Here is a 16,870-nt window from a genome sequence, read left to right on the forward strand (position 1 = left end):
TGACCCTGCAAATCATTGCAGACCATGGCCCGCTGACCATAGGCAAGACCTTCGGCCACCTGATGCGCACATATGACCCTTTGCCCTATCTCGGTGATTTGATGTTCTGGGCCGATGTGCAACGGATGATGGCGTGTGTCGATCCTCTTTTCACCATCACATCCGATGACAGGGATGCGAACTGGGCCGAACGCACCGTCACCCTGACCGACACCGGGCACCAAACATTGGCCGGACAGCGCAACCACCTCGATAACTTCACCGGCACACGCTGGGTCGGCGGGGTGGTGATCACGGGCAGAAAACCGGATTAAGACAACCGTTTTGCAATCCTGAAAATCTCGCCGCGCAACCATTTATGCGCGGCATTTTCGGCATTGCGCACATGCCATATCTGGCTGAATTTATAGGCCGCGAAATCAAACGGAAAATCGCACTGGCCAAATCCCTGCATAACGCCCCCCGCCAGACGCGACGGCAAGGTCGCAATCACATCCGTGCCGCGCATCAGACTGGCGACACTGGCAAAGTTTGACACCTGCAACACCGTGCGGCGTGACCGACCTTGGGCGTGCAACAGGTCATCGACCGCCGATGTATCATTGTTTCCCAGCATCACGCGCGCATGGGCCGCGGCACAAAACCGGTCGGCCGTATCAGGTGGTACTGGATGAAACGCGGCATCATAAAAACAGCTCATATGCTCACCCAGCAGGACTTGCTGGGCGATATCACCAAACTTGCCCGTAAGCTGAAGGCAAATCGCATGATCAAGCTTGCCCTCGCGCAACAGCTCAACAACCTGCTCGCCCCCTGTCACCGGCACGACCTTAAGCCTTATGTCCGCCGCACAGGATCGAATGCGCTTTATTAAGGGCGGTAAGATAACCGCCACCTCGTAATCATTGGTGCCCAAAACAAACCGTGCGCCATGATCCGGGTTTTGTGGATCAAACGCCCCCACTCGCGTCAGATTACGCATGTCTTGCAATAAGGCGCGGACCCGCACCGCCATTTCATCGGCATGGGCGGTTGGTGAAATGCTCCGCCCCGACCGCACAAACAACGGATCACCAATAATCTGGCGCAGCCGGTCGAGCCCGTGGCTGACCGTGGGTTGCCCAACACCAAGACGGTTTGCCGCCCCTGTCACCGATCCTTCGTCATAGATCGTCAGAAACAAACGCAGCAACCGGTAATCAAGGTCCAATTCATCGATGTTCATGCATATATATTATCATACCCATCGAATTGATCATATGCGTTATTCGGTCCAGATTTCTCCCATGAACAGGCGATAGCCTGACCACCACACATCGGAGAATACAAAATGAAAACATTGATTACCGGCGCCACCGGCCAGCTCGGCAGCCTCGTTGTCGCGCACCTGCTCAACCGCATCCCCGCAAGCAACATCGCGGTCAGTGTCCGCACACCATCCAAGGCCGATGATCTGGCGGCCAAGGGCATTGACGTCCGCCATGGCGACTTTGATGACCTTGCTTTGATGACCGCGGCCTTCAAGGATATCGACACCGCCCTGATCATTTCGGGTGAAGCCGACAATGCCACGCGCATTGCCCAACACCGCACAGCGGTTGATGCCGCCAAGGCCGCCGGAGTCAAACATCTGGTCTATACCAGCATCATCGACCCCAAAGCCGATGCCGATTTCACCTATTCGGCCATTCACCTTGATACCGAAAATTACATCAAGCAAAGCGGGCTGCGTTACACCATCTTACGCAACAGCTTCTATGCCGATCTGTTGATGGCCGGTGTGCCGCATGCGCTTGAAACCGGTGATTTTGGCGCCCCGGCGGGCGATGCAAAAATCACCTACATCCCGCGCAATGATCTGGCAGAAGCCGCCGCAGTCGTGCTTGCCACCCCGGAAAATCACATCAATGCGACCTATGACCTGACCGGTGGCAAGGCCGTCACCCACGCCGAAATCGCAAGCTACATCGCCGCGGCAACCGGCAAACCGGTCAGTCATGTTCAACCTGCCCGCAGAAATCCACAGTGGAATTCTCACAAGCCTCGGCCTGCCCGGTCATCTGGTCGAAGCCCTGGCCGGTCTCTATGTCGGCGCGAAAAAGGGTGACTACGAAACTGTTAGCAACGATTTCGCCAATCTGGTGGGCCGCCCACCACAAAGCACCGAAGATTTCCTGACAGGGGCGCTGAAATGATCAAGTCAAAAGCCATTCTTGCATCGCTGCTCGTCGCCGCAAGCCTTGCCGTAAGCCAGCCGCTTCATGCTGGCGAGGTCGAGGATCGCAACACCGCCAATGTCGTTGCATTTTATGACGCGGTCTTTAATCAACATGACGTCGAAGGCGCGATCACAAAATATATCGGTGATGAGTATATCCAGCATAATCCCTTTGCCCCTGACGGTATCGACGGTTTCCGTACAGCCATCACAGGGTGGTTAAGTTCGGATCCCTCAATCCAAGCCGAAGTCGTCCGCACCGTGGCTGAAAACGATCTGGTCGTCGTGCATGTCAAATCGACATCGTCAGAGGGTGAAAGTGCCGTGATGGATATCTTCCGTCTCGATGATAACGGCAAGATTGTCGAACACTGGGATGTTTCCCAGCCTGTGCCAGACCAGCAGGCCCACGACAACACTATGTTTTAGGACCAGTACCCATAGCGAACATCCCACACCAAAACAGCCGCCCCTTAAAAAGGGCGGCTGTTTTGGTACAAGTCGAACTGGCTGTTTAGAATGCCATTCTTATCTCAAGGAACAACCATCTGATGTTCTGACATCCCCGAACAATCAGCCTCCGAAAAGTGATTATGACACCGCCTAAAGACCGAGGTCCGACAATCCCGAATGATCATCGGGGCGACGGCCAAGCGGCCAATGGAACAAGCGTTCCGCGTTGGTGATCGGCTTGTCATTGATCGATGCGATGCGATGGCGCATCAGACCGTCCTCATCAAATTCCCAGTTCTCATTGCCATAGGCCCGGAACCAGTTGCCGCTATCGTCGCTGTATTCATAGGCAAATCGCACCGCGATGCGGTTTTCATGAAATGCCCAAAGCTCCTTGATCAGGCGATACTCGATTTCTTTCTGCCACTTGCGGGTCAGGAAGGAGACAATATTCTCACGCCCTTCAAAAATCTCTGCGCGGTTGCGCCACTTGCTGTCGGGCGTATAGGCCAAAGAAACCTTTTCAGGATCGCGGCTGTTCCAGCCATCTTCGGCCATGCGAACCTTCTGCATGGCCGTTTCTTCGGTGAATGGAGGCAACGGTGGTCGTGACATTGTCTGGTTTCCTTGATGCTGAAGCGAAAAAAGATACCCCGGTCGATTGTGGGCAATAATGCGGTTGGGGGAACCATCGACCGGGGCATTCCCGAACGCAGGGCCCCCCTACGCAGCAGCGGCATGCACCGCCGGGAAGTCAATCGGCGTATCAAAGGCTTCGTTGAGGTAGTTGGTCAGGGTGCTCAAGGCGACATGGGCAACAATCTCGACAAGCTCAGCATCGCCGTAGCCCGCCGCCTTAACCGCCTCAACATCGTCTTCGCTGACCTGTCCGCGGTTCTGTACAAGCGCAACGGCAAAACGCACCGCTGCATCGGCCTTCTCGTCGGTCGAACGACCATTCCGGTTTGCCGCGATCTCGGCATCATCAAGCTTGGCAAGGTTTTTACCAATATAGGTATGCGCCGACAGGCAATAGTCACAGCCATTGATCTGGGCAACCGCAAGGGCAATACGCTCACGCGTCTGGGCATCAAGCGCCCCCTTTGCCAGCGCACCACTCAAACCAAGATAGCCTTCAAGGGCGGCCGGGCTGTTTGCGGTCAGACGAAACAGGTTCGGAACCGATCCAAGCTGCTTTTTTACAGCTTCAAGAAGCGGTTGGGCACCTGTCGGTGCGGCATCGATAGAAGCAGGAAGTGAAATACGGGTCATGGTCATTTTCCTTTGTGTGTGGAGAGAAGCTCTCGACTATGGAAGTACATATACAGACCGATCTGTCTATTTGTCAAATTAATTTTTGAACGTTCATTCCACCACTGGAAAATCGTTGATTTTCTAAGCTCTATAGCACATATATATACAGAACGGTCTGACTACTGGAGATATAAAATTGAAATCGCGCCGCGACGAACTTGTCGATACAGCCCTGCGTTTGTTCTACAAACAGGGCTTTAACGCGACTGGAATCGACAAAATCCTGTCCGAATCCGGCGTCGCCAAAATGACGCTCTATAAGCATTTCGGCTCGAAAGACGAATTGATTTTGGCCGCCCTTACCCGGCGTGATGAACAATTTCGCGACTGGCTGACAAATGCAATGGAAACAGCATCACCCGATCCCCGCGCACAGCTCCTGTCGCTGTTTGACGCTCTGGAAAAATGGTTTCGGGGGCAGGCATTCAAGGATTTGGGATTTGCTGGCTGCGCATTTATCAATGCTTCTGGTGAGTTTACCGATCCCGACCACCCCGCCCATCGTATCGCCAAACAGCACAAGCAAGAGATCGTCGACCATCTTGCCAAGCTTTGCACCAAGGCGGGGGCTACTGATCCTGAAACCTTGGCCGAACAACTCGCCCTGCTTAAGGAAGGTGCCATCGTCACGGCACATGTCCGCGGGATGCCCGAAGCGGCCAGAGTGGCGAAAACAATCGCCACCGGACTGCTTGACGCCGCCCTCCCCGCTTAAAGTAACAACAGAACGACAACCAGAATCACAAAACGGGGTCAAAGGGGCCCCGTTTTTGCGTTCCGTCAGAATGTCGGTTCTTGGCCTTAGCTATCGCCAAGCTCAACCAGCGTCACTTCACCGTTTTCAAGCTTAAGGCCAAGTTGCCCGTGTTTAAGCCGCAGGGCATATTGACCATACAAGTCACGACGCCAACCCCGCATGGCCGGAACATCGGCCTCATCATCGGCGGCAATATTTTGCAAATCATCACTTGATGCGACAAGGCGCTGGGCAACGCCCTTTTCCTCGGCACAGAGTTTCAGCAAGACTTTCAAAAGCTCAACCGTCGGGCCAATACCGGCAGGCAGTTCGGTCCGCTGCTTTGGGGTGGGCCACTGATCTTGCGGGCTATCAAGGGCGGCCTTGATGGCATCAATAATCGCCTGACCGGGTTTGGAACTGCCAAAGTTGCGCCCGACACCGCGCGTCTTATCAAGATCGGCTTCGGTCATGGGTTGACGTGCCGCAATATCAAGCAACGTATCATCACGCAAAATGCGATTACGTGGCTGATTTTTGCGCTGGGCTTCGGTTTCGCGCCATTCGCCAAGCGCGCGGGCGACGGCAAGGAATTTGGGGCTGTTGGATCGGGTTTTAAGCCGCTTCCACGCATCCGCCGGATCAATCGAATAGATCGATGGATCGGTCAGACGGTCCATTTCCTCACGCAGCCAGATCGCCCGGCCATTGGCCTCAAGCCGTTCATGGAATTCTTCGAAAATCACCCGCAAATGGGTGACATCCGAAAGCGCGTAGCTGATTTGTTTTGTCGACAACGGCCGACGCGACCAGTCGGTAAACCGCATGGATTTATCGACACTTTTGCGCGTGACCTTATTGACCAGCGTTTCATAGCCAACCTGATCGCCATAGCCCAGCACCATCGCTGCCACCTGGGTATCAAATACCGGATGGGGGACTTTACCCGACAGATGGACAAAAATTTCGATGTCTTGGCGGGCGGCGTGAAACACCTTGATCACGCTTTCATCCTGCATCAGCTCAAACATCGGGGTAAGGTCAATACCCTCGGCCAGCGGATCAACCGCCGCACCGTTATCGCCCGGTTCGGGACTGGCAAGCTGCACAAGACACAGTTGCGGCCAATAGGTCGAATCGCGCATAAATTCGGTATCGACCGTGACATATTCGAACGTCCGCAGCTTTTCGCAAAGTACGCGAAGTTCTTCTGTAGTTGTAATTGGTTCCATAAGATTTTCTATAGCATTGCACGCCACAAATCGCCAGTGGACAATGCGGTGCCGCAACGCAGGTCTGATCTACGGCACGCACAACCAGCAAAATGGCGAAAAACACCGCCAGAGATCAGAATAAGTGATCAGAATAAGTGATTAGATAATCTCGTCCTCATCCAAAAGCGGATCGGACTGCAGGTGGGTTTCAATGGCGTCCATGCGTTCCTGCAATTCTGACGGGCGCTTGATCGATGCAATATGGAAAAGCGCATCGCCCTGATTAACAATCGGCAAGTTGGTCCGTCCGATAATAAGCCCGTCTTCGCGCGATGTGACTTCTTCATCGGTCTGGCCAAATGGGTCGGCAACGGCGGCGACCACATCGCCCGCATGAACAAACTCACCGGCCAGTTTGAATGTACGCAAAAGCCCGCCAACGGGGGCGCGCAGCCAATGGCTGTTCGATGATTTAAACGCTGGCGCACGTGGTTCACGCACCGCACGTTGTGACGTCATGCCAAGTTTGCGCATCACACGCAAAACACCCGATACACCGGCCCGGATCGACATTTCATCAAACCGAAGCCCCTCGCCCGCCTCAAAAAGAAGGATCGGCACATTCGATTCGCGCCCGGCCTGACGCAGCGACCCTTCACGCAGCGGACTGGTCAGAATAATCGGCGCGCCAAACGCCTCGGCATATTCCATGATGGCGGGGTCGTCTTCATTGACCCGGATTTGCGGCAAGTTAACGCGGTTAACCGCCGCCGAATGAAGATCAATGCCAAAATCGGATCGTTCAACAATTTCACTGAGGAAAAGATGCGCGAGCTGGGCCGCAAGCGATCCCCGCGCATGCCCCGGAAAACAGCGGTTAAGGTCGCGCCGGTCAGGCAAATAACGTGTATGGTTTAAAAACCCGAACGCATTGACCACGGGCACGGCCAAAAGCGTGCCACGCATGCCGCGCAACGCAGGCGATTTTAAAACCCGCCGGATGACCTCCACCCCGACAATCTCATCGCCATGCACCGCCCCGCTGACAAACAGCACCGGCCCCGGTCGATTGCCATGGACAACATTGACCGTCAGATTAACCGGCGTGTGATTGGATAAAAGCGAGATCGGAATATCAACGATCTTGCGTGTCCCCGGAGCAACCTTTTTCCCGCCAATTTCAAAATCAGGGGTTTTGGAAGACTTGCGTTTTCCCTCGGCTGTTTCGGTTTCATGCATGCTTTTATCCTTTGCCTTTGGTCCGCACCTTGCCCGGACGGAAATCTTTTTCCATAAAATCGATGATCATACCGGCAATGTCTTTGCCCGTTGCCCCTTCGATGCCCTCAAGCCCCGGTGACGAGTTGACTTCCATCACCACAGGTCCGTGGTTGGACCGAAGAATATCGACACCACAAACATTTAGCCCCATTGCCTTGGCCGCTTCAACTGCTGTTGAGCGTTCCTGCGGGGTAATGCGGATCGAACGGGCCGAACCGCCGCGATGCATGTTGGACCGGAAATCACCTGCCGCCCCGGTACGTTCCATGCTGGCAACAACCTTTCCACCGACGACGAAACAGCGGATATCGCTGTTGCCGGCTTCCTTGATGAATTCCTGCACCATGATATCGACACTGGCCCCGCGGAAGGCCTCGATCACGGATTTCGCCGATTTTTCGGTTTCGCCCAGAACCACACCAATGCCCTGCGTACCCTCAAGCAACTTGATCACCACCGGTGCACCGCCAACAATCGAAAGAACCTCATCGGTTTTCTTTGGATCATGGGCAAAGGCCGTCACCGGCAGGCCGATACCGCGCCGCGCCAAAATCTGCAAACACCGCAGCTTGTCGCGCGAACGGCCAATCGCCACCGATTCATTAAGCGGATAAACCCCCATCATTTCGAACTGGCGCAACACCGCCAGACCAAATGACGTAACCGACACACCAATACGCGGAATAACCGCGTCATAGCCGACCAGCTTGAGACCACCGTAATAGATTTCCGGTTTCATCGACGTGATGTTCATCGTGACACGCAGCGTGCTGATGATATCAATCTCATGTCCCCGCGATTCGGCGGCCTCAACCAACCGTTTGTGGGAGTAAAGATTTGGATTACGCGCAAGCATCGCGATTTTCATGCAATGAGCTCCCGGGGTCGGAATGAAAAGGCTCGCAAACGATCAAATCTCGTTTACGGGAACGATAAAACTGTCTGAAAGAAAAAACGATCCTGCCCGTTTATTGTTCCGGCGCATGATCGTTCTGCTCCGCGTCTAACTCTGATCTGGCTTCCCTGCAAGATAAGATTTTGATGGTAGAATCAAAAATCTTCCTGCCTTCATGGCTGTGCGGCCCAAAAGCATGGGAAAGCCCATGATTGAGCGGTTTGCCAAAGAAACCTCAACCTTAAGCCGATGGTGCCCGACCACAATATGGCTTGCAATAATAAACCGTTCTTCGGCATTTCCGTTCGAACTGCGAATCTCGCGAAGCTCAACCAGTGGTGCGGTACATTCAATCCGTCCATGCCCGTCACCACGATAGTGCGGCAGGACAAAACGGACAAAATCCTTGCCGTCTTGCGTGATAAGTTTCGGATACAGCGCATGGAGCGACGATGTCCTTGCCCCGGTATCGACCTTGGCCTTGATCCACGGCACCCCCAGATCAGGAAGTCCGATCCATTCGCGCCACCCCAATACGTGACCGCCGTCAATCAGCGCATTGGTTTGAATTTTCAACGACGGTTTGGCTTTGGTCTGCTGTGGGCTCACACGTGCTATCCGGTAATTGATATTGCTGCGAATATAGCCTGCAACCGTAAAAGATACCTATGAATTTCGCGTAAATTTACAAGCCCGTCTGGCATCATCAATCTGGATTGATATGGGGATCGCCCCCGCCACTAACAGCCGTTGTAATCTAAAGCTCTTCCATAACACTACGCACAAGCGGCAAGGTCACCGCACGCTTTTCCGCCAGTGCCCGCCGATCGACTGCAGCCACCAATTCGCTTAACGCCACAAAGGATCGCTCGATCCGGGGCAGGATATAACTGATGGTCTGTGGGCCTGCCTGAATTTGCCGATCAGCAAACAGCTTTAACAACAACCCCACCATCAAATCATCATCGGGCGGGGAAATTTCACACACAAGTGCCGCCCCCAACCGCGATTTCAAATCCGGCAACGCCACTTTCCAGCGGGCCGGTGGCTGGGTCGCGGTCAACAGCAAATGCCCACCGCGCTCTTTAAGCATATTGTAAATGTGAAAGCAGACGGTCTCGTCAAGGCCGCTATCGGCATCCTCAATCACCAATCCCTTGGCATCGCCCAAAAGATCATCGGGATGAACCCCGTCCAGATCACGCGCCATGACACGCAAAGCAGCCGACCTCGCCCGCCACACTTCGGCAAGATGGCTTTTGCCACATCCCTTTGGCCCATAAAGGCACAACGCCGGTACAGGCCAGTTTGGCCACTGGTCAATCCAGGCCACCGCTTCGCTGTTGCTTTGGGCCACCATGAAGTCATCGCGCCCCAACGCCGGACGCATTTCAAGGGCCAAGGGCAATTGCTGCGGGGCAACCTCGGCCGAAATGGCATCGGTTTGGCCCGGCAGATTGGCCTTCTGGTTCTTGATATCCTTTTCTGGTGGCGTGTTGACCCGCGTCACTGTGATCTCAATTCTCGGTACTCTCGACCCCATCACCCTCTTGGGGATGGGAACCATGATCATATAAACGACTGTCGAGATACTGTCTTAACCCGTAGCGCACAAGCACCCCGATCACGGCGGCCACCGGCACGGCCAGCATCACGCCAAGCAATCCAAACACAGCCCCACCGGCAAGCAGGGCAAACATCACCCAGACCGCATGCAGCCCGACCTTGTCCCCCACCAGTTTCGGCGTCAGGAAATTACCCTCAAGCAACTGCCCGACCAAAAAGACAATGACCACAATCCCAAGGTCAAGCCCGACCCCGAATTGTGCCAAGGCCACCCCGAAACCAACGGCAAATCCGACAATCATCCCGAAATACGGCACGAACGAGACAAGCCCGGTCATAAGCCCGATGACAAAGCCAAATTCCAAACCCGCCAGTGTCAGGCCAAGCCCGTAAAACAGCCCCAGCAACATGCACACCGTTGACTGCCCGCGGACAAACCCGGCAAGGGTATCGTCAATTTCGCGTGCGCACTGGCGAATATCACTGGCCGAACGGCGCGGCAGATAACTGTCGATCTTGGCAACGATCTTGTCCCAGTCGCGCAAAAGATAGAACGACACAACCGGGGTAATGAACAACAGGCTGAGGAAGTTCAAAAACGCCAACCCGCCCGACAAAACATTGGTCAGAACATTGCCAACCCATTTAAGCGCGTTGGCCGTTTGCCCCTTGATCGCATCGGAAACACTTTGCAGCGTTTCGGGTGCCACCCGGTCGAGAATATGCTGAAGATAAGGTCCGACATTGGTCTGCAACGTGTCGACATAGCCCGGCAGCCGTTCAAGGAACCCGGCCAACTGGCTGCCGATCATCGGCACAATCAACAGTAAGACAAACAGGAAAACCAGGAAGAAAAGGGCCGTAATAATGCTGGTTGCCACGGTGCGGCTAATGCCGCGCGCCTCAAGCTTATCGGCCAGCGGATCAAGGAAATAGGCAATCGCCATCCCGGCAACAAACGGCAACAGGATGCTTGAAAACAACCACACCAGGAAAAAGAACCCGATGGTGAAAACCAGCCAGAAACGTGCTTGCTGCCGAAATGTCATGTCTGGTTTCCCCTACGCCCAAAACCGGTAATCACCAAGATACCGCGATGTATCGGGTCGCTGGCAAACCACGGCTTGCCACTCCCCCGATATTAGCCGCCAAGTGACAGGCCTTCCAGCCGGTCTGTCCCAACCGGCTGAATGAACCACAATTCGCCCATACGGGTCAGGCTAAGATTTTGCTGATTAAGGGCGGTTTGCAACTGATCGGTCGATCCGACGAACTCAAGCGAAAGCTGAACTTCACGGCGCGACATTGCCACAACCCGCGCACTGCGCACGACCGGCAGGCCAACCATCTTATCTTCAATCTTCGCCCAGTCCTGAAGACCGGTAATCGGGATAAACACCATCAGGCTGCCACCGGTACTGAAATTAATCAGATTGGCGCGTTTCCAGCTGTCTGAAAGCTGATCGGCAACCGACTTGGCCGCACGTACCAAAGTTTGATCCAGCGTCTCACCGCTCTGGGTGGCTTCACGCACCCCAAAAACCTGCGGCGCGCCGTTCGGGTCATAGCGCGTCACGGTCACATCAACCGTTTCCCCGCCGCTTGGGCCACTGACATCGGCACTGGCAACAACGGCAACATTGGCCCCATACCGTTTGGCAAGTTCCGAAAGACGCTCCATAGCACCACTTTCCGCCTGTTCGGCCGAAATAGTTCCGATGTCGCTCAAATCACCAATCGGTGCCTTGATCGGCACCAAACCGGACGCGGCAACATTGCGCGACCAGACATCGCGCCACGGGTTCGGATCATCCCACAGGGTAACAGCCCCTTGCGTGCGATAGACCGGCACCATGATCACGGGTTTGGATTGCAGTTCAGCAAAGGAAATATCGCGAAAACGCAAATAATTGCGCAGTTCATTGTCCTTGAACCGTACCGTCATGTCGGCGATGTAGCGCACAGAGGATGTTTTCTCGTTCGACACGCCAAAATCACGCACCATATTGGTGATCTCCGACGTATTGGGTGTCGAAAGGGCCTGACGATCTTCGGGCAGTGTCAGGCGCGCCACAACTTCTTCGAACGCACGACGCTGACCGATTTCAAGCGCCTGTTCACGGGCGGCGGCGGCTGTATCTGCACTTTCATCGACATGAACGCCGCTGACGGTGAATATGTCCTGTGCCATTGCCGGAAACGCCAGGATCACGGAAACCGTCGCAGCGCCAGCCAACATCTTGATGTTTTTCAATGAAGTAAGCACTTATGCCTCTTTGCCCTAATCTCGTCGTATGTGATTCTTTATTGCTGCTCTTTGTGGCATGTTGAACGCATTCTGCAAAGAAAACTCTGTCATGCGCAGGTGATCATTGCATATTGTCCGCGTTTGAGTATTTTCGGCCCAGCGGAAATTATCAAGCCCGCGTTTTTTATCAGTAGGACACAGCTTGTTTCTTGCATCTGATTAAAGGCGTCAGTATGGCGGATTGGTCAAACAGCAGCCTTGCAAACTGCGACCCGGACCGCAAGTGACACTTGGATATCAGGACGTACTGATGAAAAACGCGGGGTTTTCCCGCCCATTTATCATGCATGTTTGCTGCCAAGGACCCCTGAAATGACCTCCTCCAATGGCCTTACCTATAAGGACTCCGGTGTCGATATTGATGCCGGGAATGCCCTTGTCGATCGTATCAAACCGCTGGCAAAGGCAACCTCGCGTGCGGGTGTGTCCGGTGGCCTTGGTGGATTTGGCGCACTGTTTGACCTTAAGGCTGCGGGCTATAACGATCCGGTCCTGGTATCTTGCACCGATGGTGTTGGCACCAAACTCAAAGTCGCCTTTCTGGCCGACAAACACGACACGGTGGGCATCGACCTTGTCGCCATGAGTGTGAATGACCTTGTCGTTCAGGGTGCCGAACCGCTTTTGTTCCTTGATTACTTCGCCACCGGCAAACTGTCGGTCGATAATGCTGCTGATGTGGTTGCGGGCATTGCCGAGGGCTGCAAACAGGCGGGCTGCGCATTGATCGGTGGTGAAACCGCTGAAATGCCGGGCATGTATGCTGACGGCGAATATGATCTTGCCGGGTTTGCTGTCGGGGCGGCTGAACGTGGTGAACTTCTCGATGGCAGCACCGTTGCCGAAGGCGACGTCATCCTTGGTCTGGCCTCAAGTGGCGTTCATTCCAACGGCTATTCACTGGTGCGCAAGGTTGTTGAGAAGGCTGGTCTTGGTTACGCCGACGATGCCCCCTTCGCACCGGGCAAAACCGTTGGCGAGGCCCTTCTGGAACCGACCAAAATCTATGTCAAAAGCTGCCTTGCCGCGCATAAGGCCGGTCTGATCAAGGCCCTTGCCCACATCACCGGCGGCGGCCTGACCGAAAACGTGCCGCGTGTTCTGCCCGAAAATCTGACGGCTGTCTTTGACGCCAGCACGTGGGAATACCTGCCGATCTTTAAATGGCTCGGCGAACAGGGCGGCATTCCCGCCATGGAAATGGCGCGTACCTTTAACTGCGGCATTGGCATGTGCGTTGTGGTCCCTGCCGACAAAGCCGACAAAGCCGAAGCATTGCTGCGTGAACACGGCGAAACCGTCAGCCAGATCGGTTTCATTGGCCCGCGCGCCGGGGACGGTCCGCAAGTCGTGATCAAAAACATGGCCCGGTCATGGGACAAGTAACCAACGGCAAAAAGCTGAAACTCGCTGTCCTGATTTCAGGCGGCGGGTCGAACCTGCAAGCCATCCTTGATGCCTGCAATGCGCCCGATTACCCCGCCGAAGTCGTTCTGGTGTTTTCAAACCAGCTTGATGCCGGTGGGCTTGACCGGGGCCGCCGTGCGGGCATCCGGGCCGAGGCCATCTCGCACAAGGGATACGCAGGCGGCCGCGAAGCATATGATGCGGCGGTCACTGACCTGATCGAAGAATCCGGTGCCGACCTTGTTGTCTTGGCGGGCTACCTGCGCTTGGTCAGTGACAGCTTCGTTACCCGCTGGAAAGACCGCCTGATCAATATCCATCCATCCCTTCTGCCAAGCTTTAAGGGCCTTGGCGTTCATCAGGCCGCCCTTGATGCCGGGGTGAAATTTGCCGGATGCACCGTGCATTATGTCGTGCCCGAAGTCGATAGCGGCCCGATCATTGCACAGGCCGTTGTGCCGGTTCTGCCCACCGATGATGCCGGTAAACTGGCCCAGCGTATCCTCAAACAGGAACACAAGATTTACCCACAGGTCATCCGCTGGATCGCTGACGGGCGCGTTTCTGTCGATGCCAAGGGCATTGTAACCGTTGCCAACGCCAAAACACTTGAAATGGCCGATATCAATCCGGTGCTTGAGCCCGGATGACAGAACCTGTGGCGGGCGATCCGCAAATGGTTTTAGGGGCGGACGAAAGTCTGCCCCTTTTTTATGGCACTCTCTTGCGCCAAAACGATTTCTGGCCAGATTATGCAGGCCATCGCCATGCCCCCGCACCTTCCGAGGTGCCGCAATATCAAAGGCCCCAGCCATGATGAAATCCGCTCAACCCGCCTCCCTTGGCATTATGCTCGTGTCACTCATCTTGACCGCAACAGCCCTGTTAACCACCCTCTTGACCACCACGGATGCCCACAGTGCCACTTGGCGCGAAACCAAGTGCGCGCTGTATCAAGACAACCGCGATGAAACCCGTGCGCACATGCCCGCAAACGCAACCAGTAATGCGTTCAACCAGCAGGAAGACGCCTTCATCGCATCGGGCTGCACAGAACGCATTTACGTCTGCCCGCACAGCAAGGCTGAACTTGCGTACGCCAACCTGATGTCGATCAAAATGATGAATGCTGGCGCGACCGGATCGTTCCTGCCGTTTGTCTGCGAAGGCGGCCTGCAAACCGATCAACCAACGCAATGATATCTTGAGTTAATTGACATCTTGCACTGCATCAACTTGATGGATATACATTTGAAAAATCCCAAAACGCAGGAGGCAAGTTTGCAGGGTAAAGATTACGAACTGACCGAAACCCACGTTGATATCTATAACGGTTTCACCGTCTTTATGAAGTGGGGCACCCTTTCAGTGATCGGCGTTCTGATCCTGATGGCCATCTTCCTGCTGTAATCTGCCACCACCGGCAGAAATCCAGATGTTCAAAAGCTGCCGTTTTCCGGCAGCTTTTTTTGTGTCTCACATGATGTCGTTCTGATAGGGGACGATATTAAACCCTTCCGCATCAGATGGCGGTTCAAACCATGCTGAAATCTGATGAAACTGCGCATCACTGGCGGCAAACTGATGCGCGCCTGCCTGATTGCGCGCCCGCAGGCGCTGCATGCAAATGTCTTCTGGCAGATTAAGATAATGCAGCCTGTGATCGGCTCCAACATCATCAAAAACATCGCGCATCCAGCAGCGGAGCTTGACGGTATTGGCCGGAAAATCCAGCACCACCGAAAGCCCTGACATCAACAGCATACTGATGTGCGGCCCCATTACGCGGCGCAGTTTTTCCGATACCGCGACATAATCGGCAACCGAGTGCATCTGATCGCCAAAAAGTGTCGAAAGCCATTCGTCTTCCGCGATCAGGATGGTGCCCGGCTTTCGCGCCAGTTCAGCCGCCAGTGTTGATTTCCCCGCCGCAATTTTCCCGCACAGCATATGCAAAACAGCGGGCGCTTGATCAGCCCCGTTTAAGGGGCGCCGCCCGTTTACGGTTCGTCGGTGTGGTTCTGAAACGGAATGTCGCATTGGTCATCTCCCATGTTGGACAGGCCGGGAGACAGCCATAAAAAAACCCGCCTCTCCGGCGGGTGGATCTCATTTGGTCAAAACGTCTCTACCCCGCCATCCTATGGTTGGCGGTAAAAATTCGTGCATCGGTAGGGGTCACAACGTTTTCCATCGCAAAATCATGGCACACCCCTTCTGTCATGTCCAGCGGGGCCCAAGGTGATGGGTAAATGGTGACGGGTGAAAGATAACAGTGCAGCGCACAAAAAGAACACTCAAACAAAAGATATTCACCCCAGAGTTAAATCACGCTAGAGTTTCACAGGTGCCGTGCGCGATCACCGTGGCGCACGGGCATAAAGTCCGCCGCACAAAGCATCAAACAATTGGGCACAACCAACTGGCGGCCCCAAACAACGACTGGGAGGAACCAATGCAAGGAAGCGACTACGACACCAAACTGGTCGAAGGCCATCAGCACGGCTGGGAAAACTGGACCAAATTCATGCTCTGGAGCGTGCTCTCCATCGCAGTTCTGCTGCTTTTGATGGCCGCATTTCTGATCGATTGATCGAACCAGCCAAACCGGCATAAAAAAACGCCCCGCAAATCTGCGGGGCGTTTTTCGTTCCGGGTAACCGGAATTTCGTCTTTCGACGCTTAGCCGACGATTTCGGTCTGCGCGAAGAAATAGGCAATTTCGATTGCAGCATTTTCAAGCGAATCTGAACCGTGGACCGAGTTCGCTTCGATGGATTCTGCAAACTGTTTGCGAATGGTGCCTTCCTCGGCATTTGCCGGGTTGGTTGCGCCCATTACTTCACGATACGTGGCAACAGCGTTTTCGCCTTCAAGCGCCTGAACCACAACCGGGCCAGAGATCATGAAGTCTACCAGCTCGCCAAAGAACGAACGTTCTTTGTGAACTGCGTAGAAACCTTCAGCCTGAGCGCGGGTCAAAGCGACACGCTTCTGCGCAACAATGCGCAGGCCAGCTTCTTCGATGACGGCATTGATTTTGCCAGTCAGATTGCGGCGCGTTGCGTCCGGCTTGATGATCGACAGAGTGCGTTCGACAGCCATTGGTTTCACCTAGCTACTTAATAAAAAATGGGACCCAAATCAGGCCTGCAGAAGATAAAGGAACCATACATAAGAATTCCCTTATCATCTGCAGACCCAAAGGTTGGCGCTATATAAACGGGGTTGGATCGCAACGCAACACATAGTTCTACCCACGCAATCCAGACCTGCGGTTGGTGCATTCACCCATGTGGCGGCGCAAAAACGCCCAAAAACCCGTAAAACTGCGATTTTCCATCGGGTTATGCTGCGCCCATTCCCCCTGGAACGCATAGGGTTACATTTTCAAGAATCCTTGCGTCCAAGCGCTTCCTGCCCTATTGAGGGCACAGAATTCCTTGCGATTCTCCGAAATCGCATGAAAACCGCACCA

20 protein-coding genes are annotated in these 16,870 nt (G+C 54.5%); 8 read left to right on the forward strand and 12 right to left on the reverse strand.

The features are described from left to right. Positions 1-310 precede the first annotated feature (310 nt). Positions 311-1,225, reverse strand: a complete 915-nt coding sequence (locus AC0VXT_RS12685) for a LysR family transcriptional regulator (protein ID WP_475545730.1) — start codon at positions 1,223-1,225, stop codon at positions 311-313. 105 nt (positions 1,226-1,330) lie between these two features. On the opposite strand from AC0VXT_RS12685, the gene AC0VXT_RS12690 reads away from it, so the two are divergent. After that, entirely contained in the window at positions 1,331-2,107 is a 777-nt protein-coding gene (locus AC0VXT_RS12690; protein ID WP_475545731.1) for an NAD(P)H-binding protein, read from the forward strand. An 84-nt stretch (positions 2,108-2,191) separates the two neighbouring features. Next, positions 2,192-2,647, forward strand: coding sequence for a nuclear transport factor 2 family protein (locus AC0VXT_RS12695; protein ID WP_475545732.1), 456 nt, complete (start codon positions 2,192-2,194; stop codon positions 2,645-2,647). 174 nt (positions 2,648-2,821) lie between these two features. Here AC0VXT_RS12695 and AC0VXT_RS12700 read toward each other — a convergent pair whose 3' ends face one another. Both AC0VXT_RS12700 and AC0VXT_RS12705 read right to left on the reverse strand, forming a co-directional pair. After that, positions 2,822-3,286, reverse strand: a complete 465-nt coding sequence (locus AC0VXT_RS12700; protein ID WP_475545733.1) for a nuclear transport factor 2 family protein — start codon at positions 3,284-3,286, stop codon at positions 2,822-2,824. Positions 3,287-3,394: 108 nt separating this feature from the next. Then, on the reverse strand, positions 3,395-3,943 hold the full coding sequence (locus tag AC0VXT_RS12705) for a carboxymuconolactone decarboxylase family protein (protein ID WP_475545734.1): 549 nt from the start codon (positions 3,941-3,943) through the stop codon (positions 3,395-3,397). A gap of 178 nt (positions 3,944-4,121) precedes the next feature. On the opposite strand from AC0VXT_RS12705, the gene AC0VXT_RS12710 reads away from it, so the two are divergent. Beyond that, on the forward strand, positions 4,122-4,700 hold the full coding sequence (locus AC0VXT_RS12710; RefSeq protein ID WP_475545735.1) for a TetR/AcrR family transcriptional regulator: 579 nt from the start codon (positions 4,122-4,124) through the stop codon (positions 4,698-4,700). A gap of 86 nt (positions 4,701-4,786) precedes the next feature. On the opposite strand, the gene rnd is transcribed toward AC0VXT_RS12710, so the two are convergent. The 7 genes from rnd to AC0VXT_RS12745 form a co-directional block, all read right to left on the reverse strand. After that, positions 4,787-5,953 carry a ribonuclease D gene (gene rnd, locus AC0VXT_RS12715; RefSeq protein WP_475545736.1) on the reverse strand — a complete coding sequence of 389 codons (1,167 nt, stop codon included), beginning with the start codon at positions 5,951-5,953 and terminating at the stop codon, positions 4,787-4,789. Positions 5,954-6,094: 141 nt separating this feature from the next. Next, positions 6,095-7,174 (reverse strand): succinylglutamate desuccinylase/aspartoacylase family protein, encoded by a 1,080-nt coding sequence (locus AC0VXT_RS12720; RefSeq protein WP_475545737.1) that lies wholly within the window; start codon positions 7,172-7,174, stop codon positions 6,095-6,097. 4 nt (positions 7,175-7,178) lie between these two features. Further along, on the reverse strand, positions 7,179-8,084 hold the full coding sequence (rimK, locus tag AC0VXT_RS12725) for a 30S ribosomal protein S6--L-glutamate ligase (protein ID WP_475545738.1): 906 nt from the start codon (positions 8,082-8,084) through the stop codon (positions 7,179-7,181). A gap of 135 nt (positions 8,085-8,219) precedes the next feature. Next, a complete protein-coding gene (locus AC0VXT_RS12730; RefSeq protein ID WP_475545739.1) occupies positions 8,220-8,720 on the reverse strand; it encodes an ATP-dependent zinc protease family protein in 501 nt (166 codons plus the stop codon). Between the two features lie 148 nt (positions 8,721-8,868). After that, positions 8,869-9,621 (reverse strand): HdaA/DnaA family protein, encoded by a 753-nt coding sequence (locus AC0VXT_RS12735; RefSeq protein ID WP_475545740.1) that lies wholly within the window; start codon positions 9,619-9,621, stop codon positions 8,869-8,871. 7 nt (positions 9,622-9,628) lie between these two features. Next, a complete protein-coding gene (locus tag AC0VXT_RS12740) occupies positions 9,629-10,726 on the reverse strand; it encodes an AI-2E family transporter (RefSeq protein WP_475545741.1) in 1,098 nt (365 codons plus the stop codon). A gap of 92 nt (positions 10,727-10,818) precedes the next feature. Then, positions 10,819-11,943 (reverse strand): DUF2066 domain-containing protein, encoded by a 1,125-nt coding sequence (locus AC0VXT_RS12745; RefSeq protein WP_475545742.1) that lies wholly within the window; start codon positions 11,941-11,943, stop codon positions 10,819-10,821. Positions 11,944-12,297: 354 nt separating this feature from the next. On the opposite strand from AC0VXT_RS12745, the gene purM reads away from it, so the two are divergent. The 4 genes from purM (at position 12,298) to AC0VXT_RS12765 (ending at position 14,802) form a co-directional block, all read left to right on the forward strand. After that, positions 12,298-13,371 carry a phosphoribosylformylglycinamidine cyclo-ligase gene (purM, locus tag AC0VXT_RS12750; protein WP_475545743.1) on the forward strand — a complete coding sequence of 358 codons (1,074 nt, stop codon included), beginning with the start codon at positions 12,298-12,300 and terminating at the stop codon, positions 13,369-13,371. Then, positions 13,359-14,042, forward strand: coding sequence for a phosphoribosylglycinamide formyltransferase (purN, locus tag AC0VXT_RS12755; protein ID WP_475545744.1), 684 nt, complete (start codon positions 13,359-13,361; stop codon positions 14,040-14,042). Before purM ends, purN begins: the two co-directional genes overlap by 13 nt. Positions 14,043-14,205: 163 nt before the next feature. After that, a complete protein-coding gene (locus tag AC0VXT_RS12760) occupies positions 14,206-14,592 on the forward strand; it encodes a hypothetical protein (protein ID WP_475545745.1) in 387 nt (128 codons plus the stop codon). Positions 14,593-14,643: 51 nt separating this feature from the next. Beyond that, a complete protein-coding gene (locus AC0VXT_RS12765) occupies positions 14,644-14,802 on the forward strand; it encodes an aa3-type cytochrome c oxidase subunit IV (RefSeq protein WP_022734239.1) in 159 nt (52 codons plus the stop codon). A gap of 66 nt (positions 14,803-14,868) precedes the next feature. On the opposite strand, the gene AC0VXT_RS12770 is transcribed toward AC0VXT_RS12765, so the two are convergent. Then, the gene (locus AC0VXT_RS12770) at positions 14,869-15,432 is read right to left on the reverse strand and encodes a P-loop nucleotide/nucleoside kinase family protein (protein ID WP_475545746.1); all 564 of its coding nucleotides are present in this window, start codon (positions 15,430-15,432) and stop codon (positions 14,869-14,871) included. A gap of 415 nt (positions 15,433-15,847) precedes the next feature. On the opposite strand from AC0VXT_RS12770, the gene AC0VXT_RS12775 reads away from it, so the two are divergent. Then, complete coding sequence (locus tag AC0VXT_RS12775) at positions 15,848-15,985, forward strand: hypothetical protein (RefSeq protein WP_475545747.1); 138 nt, start codon at positions 15,848-15,850, stop codon at positions 15,983-15,985. Positions 15,986-16,074: 89 nt separating this feature from the next. On the opposite strand, the gene ndk is transcribed toward AC0VXT_RS12775, so the two are convergent. Continuing rightward, positions 16,075-16,497 (reverse strand): nucleoside-diphosphate kinase, encoded by a 423-nt coding sequence (gene ndk, locus AC0VXT_RS12780; RefSeq protein WP_022734236.1) that lies wholly within the window; start codon positions 16,495-16,497, stop codon positions 16,075-16,077. Positions 16,498-16,870: the final 373 nt, after the last annotated feature.

It is taken from the genome of Thalassospira sp. Z349TD_5 (assembly GCF_056173045.1).

Coding starts and splice junctions, on each gene's coding strand:
- AC0VXT_RS12685 (WP_475545730.1), bottom strand. CDS start 1,225: ATGAACATCGATGAATTGGACCTTGATTACCGGTTGCTGCGTTTGTTT.
- AC0VXT_RS12690 (WP_475545731.1), top strand. CDS start 1,331: ATGAAAACATTGATTACCGGCGCCACCGGCCAGCTCGGCAGCCTCGTT.
- AC0VXT_RS12695 (WP_475545732.1), top strand. CDS start 2,192: ATGATCAAGTCAAAAGCCATTCTTGCATCGCTGCTCGTCGCCGCAAGC.
- AC0VXT_RS12700 (WP_475545733.1), bottom strand. CDS start 3,286: ATGTCACGACCACCGTTGCCTCCATTCACCGAAGAAACGGCCATGCAG.
- AC0VXT_RS12705 (WP_475545734.1), bottom strand. CDS start 3,943: ATGACCCGTATTTCACTTCCTGCTTCTATCGATGCCGCACCGACAGGT.
- rnd (WP_475545736.1), bottom strand. CDS start 5,953: ATGGAACCAATTACAACTACAGAAGAACTTCGCGTACTTTGCGAAAAG.
- AC0VXT_RS12720 (WP_475545737.1), bottom strand. CDS start 7,174: ATGCATGAAACCGAAACAGCCGAGGGAAAACGCAAGTCTTCCAAAACC.
- rimK (WP_475545738.1), bottom strand. CDS start 8,084: ATGAAAATCGCGATGCTTGCGCGTAATCCAAATCTTTACTCCCACAAA.
- AC0VXT_RS12740 (WP_475545741.1), bottom strand. CDS start 10,726: ATGACATTTCGGCAGCAAGCACGTTTCTGGCTGGTTTTCACCATCGGG.
- purM (WP_475545743.1), top strand. CDS start 12,298: ATGACCTCCTCCAATGGCCTTACCTATAAGGACTCCGGTGTCGATATT.
- purN (WP_475545744.1), top strand. CDS start 13,359: ATGGGACAAGTAACCAACGGCAAAAAGCTGAAACTCGCTGTCCTGATT.
- AC0VXT_RS12760 (WP_475545745.1), top strand. CDS start 14,206: ATGATGAAATCCGCTCAACCCGCCTCCCTTGGCATTATGCTCGTGTCA.
- AC0VXT_RS12770 (WP_475545746.1), bottom strand. CDS start 15,432: ATGCGACATTCCGTTTCAGAACCACACCGACGAACCGTAAACGGGCGG.
- AC0VXT_RS12775 (WP_475545747.1), top strand. CDS start 15,848: ATGCAAGGAAGCGACTACGACACCAAACTGGTCGAAGGCCATCAGCAC.
- ndk (WP_022734236.1), bottom strand. CDS start 16,497: ATGGCTGTCGAACGCACTCTGTCGATCATCAAGCCGGACGCAACGCGC.